This is a genomic window from Photobacterium kasasachensis, assembly GCF_050336885.1.
GTDB lineage: Bacteria > Pseudomonadota > Gammaproteobacteria > Enterobacterales > Vibrionaceae > Photobacterium > Photobacterium kasasachensis.
In genome coordinates, this window is the sequence record NZ_JAKJSH010000035.1 from 22,102 (window position 1) to 35,528 (window position 13,427).

Annotated in this window: 10 protein-coding genes and 3 tRNA genes; 1 reads left to right on the forward strand and 12 read right to left on the reverse strand. The window is 53.0% G+C overall.

From position 1 onward, the window contains the following. Positions 1-45: 45 nt before the first annotated feature. Positions 46-1,323, forward strand: coding sequence for an HlyC/CorC family transporter (locus L4D19_RS28905; RefSeq protein WP_428455242.1), 1,278 nt, complete (start codon positions 46-48; stop codon positions 1,321-1,323). 88 nt (positions 1,324-1,411) lie between these two features. Here L4D19_RS28905 and luxS read toward each other — a convergent pair whose 3' ends face one another. The 12 genes from luxS to L4D19_RS28965 form a co-directional block, all read right to left on the reverse strand. Then, positions 1,412-1,930 carry an S-ribosylhomocysteine lyase gene (luxS, locus tag L4D19_RS28910; protein WP_428455243.1) on the reverse strand — a complete coding sequence of 173 codons (519 nt, stop codon included), beginning with the start codon at positions 1,928-1,930 and terminating at the stop codon, positions 1,412-1,414. 72 nt (positions 1,931-2,002) lie between these two features. After that, positions 2,003-2,614, reverse strand: a complete 612-nt coding sequence (locus L4D19_RS28915; protein ID WP_428455244.1) for a transglycosylase SLT domain-containing protein — start codon at positions 2,612-2,614, stop codon at positions 2,003-2,005. Between the two features lie 148 nt (positions 2,615-2,762). Then, positions 2,763-4,328 (reverse strand): glutamate--cysteine ligase, encoded by a 1,566-nt coding sequence (gene gshA, locus L4D19_RS28920; protein ID WP_428455245.1) that lies wholly within the window; start codon positions 4,326-4,328, stop codon positions 2,763-2,765. 201 nt (positions 4,329-4,529) lie between these two features. Then, the gene (locus tag L4D19_RS28925) at positions 4,530-7,385 is read right to left on the reverse strand and encodes a M16 family metallopeptidase (protein WP_428455246.1); all 2,856 of its coding nucleotides are present in this window, start codon (positions 7,383-7,385) and stop codon (positions 4,530-4,532) included. 14 nt (positions 7,386-7,399) lie between these two features. Further along, positions 7,400-7,828 (reverse strand): YqaA family protein, encoded by a 429-nt coding sequence (locus L4D19_RS28930; protein ID WP_428455247.1) that lies wholly within the window; start codon positions 7,826-7,828, stop codon positions 7,400-7,402. 65 nt (positions 7,829-7,893) lie between these two features. Further along, the gene (locus L4D19_RS28935; RefSeq protein WP_428455248.1) at positions 7,894-8,853 is read right to left on the reverse strand and encodes an NADP-dependent oxidoreductase; all 960 of its coding nucleotides are present in this window, start codon (positions 8,851-8,853) and stop codon (positions 7,894-7,896) included. A gap of 194 nt (positions 8,854-9,047) precedes the next feature. Further along, entirely contained in the window at positions 9,048-10,178 is a 1,131-nt protein-coding gene (locus L4D19_RS28940; protein ID WP_075763077.1) for a sodium ion-translocating decarboxylase subunit beta, read from the reverse strand. Positions 10,179-10,187: 9 nt separating this feature from the next. Further along, the gene (gene oadA, locus L4D19_RS28945) at positions 10,188-11,975 is read right to left on the reverse strand and encodes a sodium-extruding oxaloacetate decarboxylase subunit alpha (protein ID WP_428455249.1); all 1,788 of its coding nucleotides are present in this window, start codon (positions 11,973-11,975) and stop codon (positions 10,188-10,190) included. Positions 11,976-12,019: 44 nt separating this feature from the next. Then, positions 12,020-12,271 carry an oxaloacetate decarboxylase subunit gamma gene (locus L4D19_RS28950; protein ID WP_075763079.1) on the reverse strand — a complete coding sequence of 84 codons (252 nt, stop codon included), beginning with the start codon at positions 12,269-12,271 and terminating at the stop codon, positions 12,020-12,022. A gap of 687 nt (positions 12,272-12,958) precedes the next feature. Continuing rightward, positions 12,959-13,035, reverse strand: a tRNA-Arg gene (locus L4D19_RS28955). Between the two features lie 96 nt (positions 13,036-13,131). Beyond that, a tRNA-Arg gene (locus L4D19_RS28960) sits at positions 13,132-13,208 on the reverse strand. Between the two features lie 53 nt (positions 13,209-13,261). Next, positions 13,262-13,338, reverse strand: a tRNA-Arg gene (locus tag L4D19_RS28965). Positions 13,339-13,427 lie beyond the last annotated feature (89 nt).

The window sequence follows — 13,427 nt, forward strand, 5'->3', positions numbered from 1 at the left end:
CAGGGTACAAAGTACTTGTAACAGAAACGTTAAGGAAATAGTTTTTTGGACGACATATCCACGGGAGTCTTATTCTCCCTCCTGATATTACTACTCGTCATTTCCGGATACTTCTCCGGTTCTGAAACCGGCATGATGTCACTCAACCGCTATAAGCTGAGACATCTTGCCAACCAGGGACACAGGGGAGCCAAGCGGGTTGAAAAACTGCTTTCGCGTCCCGACCGCCTGATCGGTCTTATCCTGATCGGCAACAACCTCGTCAACATTCTCGCGTCGGCGATTGCGACCATTCTCGGCATGCGCCTGTACGGCGATTTGGGTGTCGCCATTGCGACCGGTGCCCTCACCCTGGTCGTCCTGGTCTTTGCCGAAGTCACACCGAAAACCCTTGCCGCCCTCTATCCGGAACGCGTCTCCTACACCAGCAGCATCGTGCTGAATATTTTGATGAAGCTGCTGTATCCGCTGGTCTGGTTTGTCAATGGCATAACCAATAGCTTTCTGATGTTGCTGGGACTCAGGGTCGACAACATGAACGACCCAAAACTCAGCTCAGATGAGCTGCGGACCGTGGTGAACGAAGCCGGCGGGCTGATCCCCCGACGTCACCAGGATATGCTGCTGTCTATCCTGGATTTGGAAAACGTCACGGTCGAAGATCTGATGGTACCGCGCAGCGATATCGCCGCCATCAACATCAACGATGACTGGAAGTCAATTGTCCGCCAGCTGAGCCACTCTGCCCATGGCCGGATCGTGCTGTATCGCGACACTATTGACGAAGTCGTCGGGATGCTACGAGTACGCGAGGCGTATCGGTTAATGATGGATAAAAACGACTTCAGCAAAGCGAACCTTTTGCGGGCCGCCGACGAGGTATACTTTATTCCGGAGGGCACCCCGCTCAATATTCAGTTGCTGAAATTCCAGCGCAACAAAGAGCGTATTGGCCTCATTGTCGATGAATACGGCGACATTCAGGGGTTGATCACCCTCGAAGATATTCTTGAGGAGATCGTCGGCGAATTTACCACCTCGATCACCCCGACACTGGCAGAAGAGATCACCCCGCAGGCGGATGGTAGCCTGATGATAGAAGGCAGTGCCAATATCCGGGATCTCAACAAGAGCCTGAACTGGAACCTGCCAACCGATGGGCCGCGTACCCTCAACGGTCTGATCCTGGAGCACCTGGAGGATATCCCGGACAGTCAGCTCAGTATCAAAGTCGGCGGCCACCAGATGGAAATCATCGAGGTCTCCGAGAATATGATCAAACTAGTCAAGGTCCTGCCGACTCCACTCCAGAAAACAGGCTAGAGCGACGCTAGCCAACAATAACGTTCAAAAACAACAAAGCCGGCATTCGCCGGCTTTATTCTTTTCAATTCGCATAGTCTATATGCTGTTACTTCACGCTCAGCTCGTTGAGCATAGCTTCAGGCAGCGCCAGATCATCATTCTTATTAACATCAATGCCCTGCTCAAGAATGGACTTGGCAATCTGCTTGGCATCATCCAGCGAATGCATGCTGTAGGTACCGCACTGGTACTCGTTCAGCTCGGGGATTTTCTCCTGCGACTCCACCTTCAGCACATCTTCCATGGCCGCCGTCCAGCTCGCTGCCACTTCCTGCTCGCTCGGGGTACCAATCAGGCTCATGTAGAAGCCAGTACGACACCCCATCGGTGAAATATCGATGATTTCGACATTTTCCGAATTAAGGTGATTACGCATAAAGCCTGCGTAAAGATGCTCAAGAGTATGGATACCCCGCTCGCTCAGAATGTCCGCATTGGGGCGACAGAAGCGCAGGTCAAAAACAGTGATGGTATCCCCTTTCGGAGTCTGCATCGTTTTGGCCACACGCACAGCCGGTGCATGCATGCGAGTGTGGTCAACGGTAAAACTATCTAATAATGGCATTACATCCTTCTCCTTTGCCAAGTCTTCTCACTAGATTAATCATAGCCCAGCCGCTGACACAGTCAGCGCTGGCTAAAACGGCCACCAGCTACGGTTATCTTCCAGTTCCTGCCGGCACTGCTTGAGTTGCCAACCATAGTCCTTCGCCTGCTGCTCAACCTTGCGCGATATTTTTATCAGGGTCGGTTTGGAGCGGTAGGTGCCACGGCTATAGCCACCGCGCCCGTCATGGTAGGCCAGGTATTGATTGTAGGCATCCCACTTGGATATTCCCAGCTGCCGCTGGGTCTCACTGGTATACCAGCCAACAAACATCATCGAGTCAGCAAAGTCGGTACGCGAGCCGCCATTGCCCGTTGCCTTCTGGTAGTCCTCCCAGGCAGGATCTTGGGCCTGGGCGTAACCATAGGCGCTGCTGACCCTGCCCCAGGGAATAAACCCCAGAACATAGTCCTTCGGTGGGCGGGCATCATGACGGAAGCTGCTTTCCTGCTTGATAAACGCCATGGCGACATGCATCGGCGTTCCCCATTCCTCCTGCATATCAAGCCCCGCTTCATACCAATCCGGCTTTTCACGGAAAATACTGCACAGGTTAGACTGATCTTTGGGTGGGGGAGTCGCACAGCCAGCCAGCATGACGGCCAGGCCTGAACACAGTATCAAACGGGAAACAAAGCGCATTTTTTCATCCAAGTTGGAACCAAACGACAAATTAACGGTCAGAACCTATGACTGACAGCCGTGCTGTCATCATCCCTGCGAAATTATATTACCGGGCAGCAAGGTAGCTGCCCATTTTTTTTCTCAAATTGAGACCGATACCTAACCCCTATTTCAGGTCGGCAAAGTAATCATCCAGAAACTCATCAAAAGACTGGCTGTCATTCTGTTCTATCTGAGCCTGCCTGCTTTTCGACGCTTCGACTTCCTGCTCAAACTCTTGCTGTGAGTAGAACGCAAAGTCGCGATCTTTAATCTCACCGGCGTGGGCGTTGGCCAACTCCAATCCAACCCGACCAATCCCTTCCTGTTGTTTGATCTGGTTCAGCAACCGGGCTGACAATGTCAGTTCAGGATCATCAATCCAGCTTTTCAGGCGCTGGATAGTCTGCTTGTAGCTGTCATTTCCGGCAGCCTCGTCCATCGCCAGAGCAACCTGTCCCAGTTCGGCAAACACACGTTGGCCCCACTTCTGAACAGTCAGACGTTCACCGTTACAGCCGATCTTCAGCAGCAGCTCGGGATTACGGCCATCAAGCACCACACGGTTCCAGTTATCGCGCCAGCATTCGAGCTCGGCATCATCCATCTGATCCGACGGTGACAACACGGCCCAGGTCAGGAACAAGTCCAGGAAACGGACCTGATCGGCCGTTATCCCAATCGGACTGAACGGGTTCACATCCAGCGAGCGTACTTCAATGTACTCGACACCGCCACGGCTCAGCGCTTCGGAAGGTTTCTCCCCGTCGGCAGCAACACGCTTAGGACGGATTGGTGCATACAGCTCGTTCTCGATTTGCAGCACGTTAGTATTTAGCTGACGGTACTCTCCGTCGACCTTGACCCCGATGCTGGCAAACTCCTCGGACGGGGTACGAATTGCTTTTTGCAACCCTTCCAGATACTGATCAAGGCTGTTGAAGCCAATTTTCAACGAACTTTGTTCATGGTTGGTGTAGCCAAGATCACTCAGACGCAGTGCCGTTGCATTGGGCAGATAATAGGTTCCGCAGCCGACCTGTTCAAAATTGAGTGCAGAGGCACTCTTGTTGAGGAACGAGCCGCACAGCGCCGGAGAAGCACCGAACAGATACGGGATCAACCAGCCAAAGCGGTAGTAGTTACGGATCAGGCCAAAATAGGCATCTGACACAGAATCGCGGCGTTCCTGTTCGGCCTGATCGCCAAACAGCTGCTGCCAAAATTCATCCGGAAACGAAAAATTGAAATGGACACCGGAAATCACCTGCATCACACTGCCGTAGCGGTGCTTTAGCCCCTCGCGATACAGCGTCTTCATGCGGCCGCTGTTCGAGCTACCGTATTGCGCCAGGGTAATATCGTCTTCCTTGCCGACGAAACACGGCATCGACATCGGCCAGAGGCTTTCCTGATCCAGTTTACTATAGGTGAACTGATGAATATCACTTAGCTGCGTCAACAAACTGTCAACATCATGCGACACCGGCGTAATAAACTCCAACAACGACTCGGCAAAATCTGTCGTTACCCATTTGTTGGTTAATGCCGAACCCAGTCCGGCAGGGTGCGGCTGTGCAGACAGGCCTCCTTGCGGTGTCATACGTAGCGCTTCTCGTTCCAAGCCACGCCCTATCTGAGTCAGTGCATCAGGATTCGCTGAAATCTGCTGCAACCTTTGTGAAAAATCCATCAAGGCCATTCTCAATCATTAACTTAATAAGTGAGCTAGAGTAATCATTATTTTTTACGATTACCACGATTATTAGTGCGAAACAGTTTTACAGGCCAGAAACAATCATGACCATCCGCACTTTGCTCTCTGTTACATAAAAGCAGTAAAAAGCCAGCACTTAGCATGCTGGCTTCATTCGGGTTAAGACCACTATCGCCGCTACTTCTGCGGCTCCAGTTCCTTAATCGGGATCCCCAGCGTTTCAAACTGCGGCGTCAGCGACTTGGCATCACCGACAACGATTATTTGATAATCCTTTGGATTGAACCAGGTTGACGCCAGCTCGTTGAGCCTAGACTTACTGATACTCGCAACAATATCGTTACGGGTATCGACAAAGTTCTCCGGCAGCGAATAGGTCAGGATCTGTCCCAGTAGCTGGGCCTTCTTGCCCGGCGTTTCATAGTTCAGAGCATCTTTCTGTCCGACCGCCAGACGCATAAACGCCACTTCCTCGTCAGTGACGCCCTCCGTGCTCATTTTCTCCAGCTCGGCAAGAAACTCCTTGAGCGAGGCCAGGCTGGCATCGGCACGAACCTGGGCATAGTAGACAGACAACCCAACTTCCTTGCCGCCACTCTGGTAGCCGCCGGCACCATAAGTGTAGCCTTTGTCCTCACGCAGATTTAAGTTGATACGGCTATTGAAGTTACCGGCCAGATTGAAGTTCGCCAGCTGGGTTTCAAACAGTTCCCCGGTCGCATCAAACGGCAGCCCCTGGCGCACCAGGCGGATCACGGTTTGTGGTGCGCCCGGTTTGTCGACCATCCACAGCGTCTGCTGGGGAAGGTTCGGCAGTCCCTGCGCCGCATATGTCGGCTCGGGCATGCCCTGCCAGTTAGCCAGGAAGTCGAGCTGAGAGGTCAGCTGCTTCGAGTTGATATCGCCAACCACCACAATATCGGCCCCGTTCGGGGTGTAGTATCGACGATAGAAGGCTTTGACATCATCAAGCGAAATCGCTTCCAACGAGCCCTTGGTGCCTTCCGGCGGCAAGCTAAAGCTGGTTCCGCGGAACAAGACTTCACGGGTTGCCTGGCCAGCAAGCCACGACGGGCGCTGGTGCTCATAAACAACGCCTTCAAGGGCCTGCTGTTTGACGCGCTCAAAATCAACCGGATCAAAGGCCGGGTTGAACAGGCGCTCCTCCATAATGGCCAGCGTCTGAGGCAGGTTCTTCTCCAGTGACGTGACAGACACAACCGTGCCATACAAACCGGCACTGAAGCTCACCGTACTGCCCAGGCTATCTAGCCGTGATGACAACTCCTCGGCAGAAGACTTTGTACTGGCCTCGCCCATCATCGAGGCAGTGAGCTGCGCCAGCCCGGTTTTCCCGGCAGGCTCGAAACGTCGGCCGGCTGGAATCACCATTTGCAGTTCGACTGTCGGCGTTTCACGGTATTTGGTTCCCAGTACCTTGATCCCGTTCGCCAGCTCAAACTGATACAGTTCGGGCATCACAGACTCAACCGGCGAAGACGGTTGTGGCATCACCGAACGATCGAAGTCATCAGCCGGCTCCCTGAGCAGCAACTCGTTATCTGCCACTTTCTGGTGCTCGCCGATGATCCGGGAAGGCGGTGCATAGTTAGGCTTGGCGGCCTGAATCGCCGTATTCCCCTTGGGAACAACACTCAGGGTGACGCTAGGATTACCGTTGATGTAACGCATGTAAGCCTGCTCCATACTGGTGGTTGTCACCGCCCGGAGATTGCCCAGCTCGACACTGAGGTAATTGGGATCATCAAAGAAGGTCTGGTAGGCCGCCAGCTGCGAGACCTTGCCGCGGACACTCTGCAGGCCAAAGATCGCGTTGGCTTCAACCATGCCCTTGAGCTCGTTAAGCTCTTTGCTGTTGATACCGCGCTGCTCGAGTCCGTCCAGTACCGTCGTGACTTTCTGGCGCAGATCTTTCAGGTTACCTTTATTGCCGCTCTGCCCCATGGCGTAGACATACATAGTACAGGCCAGCTCGGCACAGTCATGAAAGGCACCGGCGTCGACCACTTCGCCCGTCTTGACCAGGTTCTGGTACAACAGGCTATTCTTGCCACCGCCGATGACCCGCGCCAGCATATCCAGCGAGGCTTCGTCCTCGGCACCGTTATAGGATGTCGGCCACGCCATCAGCAACATAGGTTGCTGAATTTTGTCTTCCAGGGTCAGATAGCGATCGGCGTCGATCGTCACCGGTTTCTTCGCCGACTTTTCAACTTCAGGGCCTCGCGGGATCGAGCCGAAATACTTGCTCACCCAGGCCAACGTCTGCTCAACATCAATATCACCGCCAATGGTCAACGTGGCATTATTCGGTCCGTACCAACGCAGGAAAAACGCCTTTAGATCATTGACACCTACCCGATCCAAGTCCTCGATATAACCGATTGTCTGCCAGGAGTAAGGGTGGGTACGGGGAAACAGTGCTTCCCCCATACGTTCGTAAACCAAGCCATATGGCCGGTTTTCGTAACGCTGGGCGCGTTCATTTTTCACCGTCGAACGCTGAATTTCAAACTTGCGCTGCGAGACAGCCCCTAGCAGGAAGCCCATTCGGTCCGACTCCAGCCAAAGCATTTTCTCCAACTGGTTGGAGGGAACGGTCTGGAAGTAATTGGTCCGGTCGCGGTTAGTGGTGCCATTAAGGGTTCCACCGGCCTCGGTGATCAGGCGAAAGTGTTCCTGATCGCCGACATGCTCGGACCCCTGGAACATCATATGTTCAAAGAAATGGGCAAAACCGGACTTGCCCAGCTCTTCACGCGCCGATCCCACATGATAGGTCATGTCGACATGAACCAGCGGATCAGACTTGTCTTCATGCAGCAGCACAGTCAGCCCATTGTCGAGGGTATATTTGGTATAGGGAATAACAGGCTCGTCAGGCTGTCCGCCTGTCACCTGTTCAATAAACGTTACCCCTTCAGGCAACTCGGGAGCCGCGTCTCTCTGCGCTAACTGGGCTCCACACCCAGCAAGAGAAAATAGCGCAACGCCTAGAATCCACTTTTGCACGTAAGCATTCCTTATTATAAACCTTGTACGATCAGAGCCAGTACAGCATAACGTATGGCCTTTCCAATCATGACGATCAGAAAACTCAGCCAATGGCGCATACGCAACCAGCCTGCCGCCAAACACAAAGGATCCCCGATAACGGGTAACCAGCTGAAAAACAATGACCAGTAGCCATATTTTTTCAGCCATTGCAGGGCTTTATGACCATGTTTTTCGTCAGAAGTTTTATCTGGCAGTAATCTTCCCAGCCAGTAGTTCGTCATTCCCCCCAGGGTATTGCCCAACGTCGCCACGGCCACGACAAGCCATACCGCATTATCACCGAGCTTGAGGGTCGCGATAAGGCTCGCTTCCGAGCCGCCGGGGAGCAGGGTGGCACTCAAAAAACCAGTGGTGAACAGCACCCAAAGTGCCGACTCACCATTCAATAACTCTAGCATTGAAACAACTTATTAATAATCAGGCAGATTGCATTCTACCTTTTGAGAAAGTCACCGTGCAGGCTTTACTCGCCGCTATCTACAGCCAGTACGATCTTGCCTCGGGTATGGCCTGCCTCGATGTCGCGGTGCGCCTGCGCCCCGTCAGACAGCGGATATTGTGAAGCGATATGCAGTTTTAGCTGTCCGTTCTCCAGCATGGCCATCATCGCATTGTTCTGCTCGACAGACGGCGACACCAGCATACCTTCGGCCTCTAGACCTTGCTGCCGTGCCTGCTCGCACACGGCATCCGCGGTTATCGTCGGAATGGTCACTACCCGTCCTCCGGCTTTCACGCAGTCCAATGCCGCAATACCGATATCACCGCCCATCAAATCAATCAGTACATCGACCGGCTCTACCTGTTCGGCCAACGGCGCCTGGTGATAATCCACCGCCGTTGCCCCCAGGTCGCTAACAAACGCCATATTGGCCGCCGAGCAACTGGCCATCACATTGGCTCCCCGGGCAACCGCCAACTGGATCGCAATATGACCGACGCCACCGGCACCAGCCAGAATCAACACCCGATCATTCTCACCGGCCTGTCCCTTATCGATCGCCTGCCATGCCGTTTGCCCGGCCAGCGGCAGTGCTGCCGCATTCGCCAAAGGAACGCCTTCCGCTACCTGGCTCAGCGCATCGGCCTCGACAGCCACATATTCACTGTAGCCACCGCCAGCAAGCGGAAAACCGACAAACCCCGCCACACGCTCTCCAACAACGAAATCCTGTACGTTTGCACCTACCTTCACCACCTTGCCGGCAATATCGTAGCCCGGTACCCAGGGCAGGTTGCCTTTGTTCTGCTGCGCAGCCCACCCCAGCCCGGCACGGGTTTTAGCATCTATCGGGTTCACGCCGGCATAGGCGACCCTGACCAACACCTGGCTATCAGACGGTACCGGTATTTCGGTAGTTTGCATCGCCAATACCGAAGGCTGACCAAACTGGGTTATTGCGAGTTGCTGACAAGCGTTCATTCCCTTTTCCTTTTATTCTGATTTATACCGTTCAATACCGGTATGTGATCATTGATGTAAGAGAGCATATACCTAATTGCCACCATAAAAAAACGGGTAGCATATTGCTACCCGTTTCAATGTGTTTCAAACCAACAAGGCTTATCTGGTATCCAAGCGGCTTCTCATCGGCGTTTTGCCAGATCGATATGCTGTTAGCCAACCAGGGCCAACAAGATACCGGCCGCAACTGCCGAACCCAGTACCCCGGCCACGTTAGGGCCCATGGCGTGCATCAGCAGGAAGTTGTGCGGGTTAGCCTCGAGGCCGACCTTGTTAACAACCCGTGCCGCCATCGGTACGGCTGATACGCCCGCCGCACCAATAAGTGGGTTGATATCTTCCTTGCTGTAGCGGTTAAGCAGCTTGGCCATCAGGACACCACCGCCGGTACCGACACTAAATGCCACCGCACCCAGAACCAGGATCCCCAGGGTTTCGAACTGCAGGAACTTGTCTGCTTCCAGCTTTGAGCCGACACCCAGGCCAAGCATGATCGTCACAATATTGATCAGCTCGTTCTGAACCGTGTTGGACAGGCGATCGACGACCCCGGACTCACGCATCAGGTTACCCAGGCAGAACATACCGACCAGCGGCGTCGCCGAAGGCAGGAACAAGATAGTCATTAACAGCACAGCCAGCGGGAACAGCACCTTCTCGGCCTTGCCGACATGGCGAAGCTGCTCCATCTGGATCACACGCTCTTCCGGTGTGGTCAGCGCCTTCATAATCGGCGGCTGGATGATCGGCACCAGCGCCATATAGCTATAGGCCGCGACTGCAATCGCACCGAGCAGATCCGGTGACAGACGACTTGCCAGGAAGATGGCCGTCGGGCCGTCGGCACCACCGATAATTGCAATGGAGGACGCATCTGCCAGGGTAAATTCCATCCCGGGCACCATGTTGAGCAAGATTGCCCCGAACAGGGTGAAAAAGATACCAAACTGGGCCGCAGCACCGAGCAGCAGGGTTTTCGGGTTCGCAATCAACGCCCCGAAGTCCGTCATGGCCCCGACACCCATGAAGATCAACAGCGGGAAGACCCCGGTTTCAATCCCGACATAGTAAATGTAATAGAGCAGACCGCCCGGCTCGGTAAAGCCGGCATTCGGAATGTTCGCCAGTATTGCACCAAAGCCCATCGGCAACAGCAGCAAGGGTTCGAAGCCCTTGCGGATCGCCAAGAAGAGCAGGCCGGCACCGACCAGGATCATTACAAGCTGTCCGAACTCGAAGTTCGCAATCCCGGTCTCTGACCAGAGTTTCAATAAACCGTCCATGGTACCCTCTTACGCCAGGCTCAGGATCGGAGATCCCACCGTTACCGAATCGCCTTCCTTGACATGCAGATCCTGCACCACACCGCTACGGGCAGCCCTGACCTCAGTCTCCATTTTCATCGCTTCCAGCACAACCAGCACATCACCTTCAGCAACCGTATTGCCCGGCTGAACATTGATTTTGAAAATATTACCGGCCAGCGGTGCCGATACAGACTCGGCAGTGCTTGATGCAGCAACAGGCGCGGCGGCTGCCGGAGCTGACGCAGCAGGTGCGATTGCCGATACCTCGCCCGCCGGGCCAACCTCGACATCATAAACCTGACCGTTCACGCGCACGCTGTACGACTCGCTGCCGCCAGTTGCGGCAACCGGCGCAGGCGCAGCTGCAGGAGCCGGCGCTTCCTCAGTACCCGGAACCGGCTCGAAAGCCTCTGGGTTATTTCTGTTCTTCAGGAAGTTAAGGCCAACTTGAGGGAACAGGGCATACGTCAATACGTCATCAACCTGATCAGTCGCAAGCGTGATCCCGTCCGCTTTAGCCTTGGCCACCAAGTCATCAGTCAGGCTCGCCAGCTCATCCTTGATCAAATCAGCCGGACGACACGTTACCGGTTCGGCACCGTCAAGTACTTTTGCCTGCAGCTCGGCATCCACCGGCGCTGGCGCTGCACCATACTCGCCTTTCAGTACACCCGCCGTTTCCTTGCTGATGCTCTTGTAGCGCTCGCCGGTCAATACGTTCAGTACCGCCTGCGTACCGACAATCTGTGACGTCGGCGTAACCAGCGGAATAAAACCGAGATCCTTGCGAACGCGCGGGATTTCTTCCAGTACCTCGTCAAAGCGATCCGATGCACCCTGCTCTCTGAGCTGGCTTTCCATATTGGTCAGCATACCGCCCGGTACCTGAGCTAGAAGAATACGGGCATCGACGCCCTTCAGGCTTCCCTCGAACTTGGCGTACTTTTTACGCACATCGCGGAAGTAGCTGGCAATCGGTTCCAGTTGCTGCAGATCCAGATTCGTATCACGCTCTGTACCTTCCAGCATTGCGATCACGGTTTCCGTCGGAGTATGACCGTAGGTCTGGCTCATCGATGAAATTGCGGTATCCAGAATATCCAGACCGGCCTCGACCGCTTTCACCGCTGTCGCCGTAGAAAGACCAGTAGTAGCGTGACAGTGCAGCGCCAACGGCACATCACAGGACGCCTTAATACGTTTGACCAGTTCCTCAGCCTCGTAAGGCTTAAGCAAACCGGACATATCTTTGATGCAGATAGAGTGACAGCCCAGATCTTCAAGGCGTTTGGCCAGATCGGTCCAGGTATCCAGGTTATGAACCGGACTGGTGGTATAGGAAATTGTTCCCTGGGCATGAGCACCGACATCAACGGTAGCCTTTACCGCTTTTTCAAAGTTGCGGACATCGTTCATCGCATCGAAGATACGGAACACATCCATGCCGTTGGCATGTGCACGCTCGACAAACTTCTCCACGACATCGTCGGCATAATGGCGGTAGCCGAGTAGATTCTGACCACGCAGCAGCATCTGCATCGGTGTTTTCGGCATCGCCTGCTTCAGGGCACGTAGACGCTCCCAAGGGTCTTCGCCCAGATAGCGAATACAGGAATCAAACGTAGCACCACCCCATGTTTCGAGAGACCAGTAACCGACGTTATCCAACTGTTCGGCAATAGGCAGCATATCTTCAATACGCAGACGGGTCGCAAAAAGAGACTGATGGGCATCACGTAACACAACGTCAGTGATCGCTAAAGACTTGGACATGCTCACAAACTCCTTGTAATAAAAATCGTCCTGGAAATCACAAATTATGCATTACGGTTACGATACTGATGTATCGCAGCGGTAATGGCAGCCACGACATCGGACTGAACACCATTGTGATTTGAAGCAACTGTTGATGCAGGTTGTGGCTTTATCGCAGGTAATTCTTCCTTCGGTGCCAGTTTTGCTAACAGTTGGACTAAATAGATCAGGGTGCTGAGAAAAACAAAAACCACGACCATACCGGTGGTCATGATTGTTGCCGCTTCCCATAGCAAACTACCTAAATCTGCCATTATTGCTTCCTTTCATTCATATTGTGATTGGCAAACTAAGAATTATCATGACAAGCCAAAATATGTCAAATTGATTAACAACCGAGACTGAATTACGGTCACTTTGTCTTTTCTTTTTCCAATTTAACCAAAAAATGTTAACTAACGCTGTAATTTATCACAACTGACTGAAAAGTAACCAGCTAAAATCATTACCCAGCTCGCAGCAAAATAATAAAAACACTGAGTTATCAAGTTTTCCGGGCACCAATATTACGCTTACGTAAACGTAAGCAAAATAATCTGTAATAACGTCTTTTTGGTTAAAGTAATGACATATCAGTTAGTTACAAGAGGTGAGGATTTATTCACGGGCTATTCGATAATTTTGTGGTTATTTCTTATAAATAGACACAGTTGACAGCAGCAATCACCATAATGAGGCCAGAAGGCCAGCCCCTTTGTTACTACATGGCGATACCGCGACAGAACACGAGGCATACATGAATTCCGCCCGTAAATTCAGTCTTGGCTCAAACAGCATAGGAGCGCCGTATCAGAGGCAATTACACCTCGTCAGGGGTATTATCTTCATACCAATCTGGATAAGTAGTTGTTCAGAGAATTGCGTAGTGATAGCCGATTGTAAGCAGCAAGAAGGGAAAGGTAAAAACGAAAAAAGCCCAGCCGAAGCTGAGCTTTAAATAATGGCGCGTCCGGGAGGATTCGAACCTCCGACCGCCTGGTTCGTAGCCAGGTACTCTATCCAGCTGAGCTACGGACGCGCAGGCTTTCTTTGCTCTGTTTCTAATACATATCAGAAGCAGGAAAGAATGATATCGGTTAAAACCCAAACGGCTCCAACGGATATCTAAAAATAATGGCGCGCTCGGGAGGATTCGAACCTCCGACCGCCTGGTTCGTAGCCAGGTACTCTATCCAGCTGAGCTACGAGCGCGCAGAATCTTTTTGTCGCTCTACAACAACACAATGGCTGCTATAGTCAAAATATGGCGCGTCCGGGAGGATTCGAACCTCCGACCGCCTGGTTCGTAGCCAGGTACTCTATCCAGCTGAGCTACGGACGCGCAGGCTTTCTTTACTCTATATCTGAAAATATCAGAACAGGAAAGAATGATACCCGTAAAAACCTAAACGGTTCAAACTGATATCGAGA

Bases quoted from the DNA above. Each gene is read 5' to 3' on its own strand.
- luxS (WP_428455243.1), bottom strand. From the start codon at position 1,930: ATGCCATTATTAGATAGTTTTACCGTTGACCACACTCGCATGCATGCA.
- L4D19_RS28950 (WP_075763079.1), bottom strand. From the start codon at position 12,271: ATGGCAGATTTAGGTAGTTTGCTATGGGAAGCGGCAACAATCATGACC.
- gshA (WP_428455245.1), bottom strand. From the start codon at position 4,328: ATGGATTTTTCACAAAGGTTGCAGCAGATTTCAGCGAATCCTGATGCA.
- L4D19_RS28915 (WP_428455244.1), bottom strand. From the start codon at position 2,614: ATGCGCTTTGTTTCCCGTTTGATACTGTGTTCAGGCCTGGCCGTCATG.
- L4D19_RS28940 (WP_075763077.1), bottom strand. From the start codon at position 10,178: ATGGACGGTTTATTGAAACTCTGGTCAGAGACCGGGATTGCGAACTTC.
- L4D19_RS28930 (WP_428455247.1), bottom strand. From the start codon at position 7,828: ATGCTAGAGTTATTGAATGGTGAGTCGGCACTTTGGGTGCTGTTCACC.
- L4D19_RS28935 (WP_428455248.1), bottom strand. From the start codon at position 8,853: ATGAACGCTTGTCAGCAACTCGCAATAACCCAGTTTGGTCAGCCTTCG.
- oadA (WP_428455249.1), bottom strand. From the start codon at position 11,975: ATGTCCAAGTCTTTAGCGATCACTGACGTTGTGTTACGTGATGCCCAT.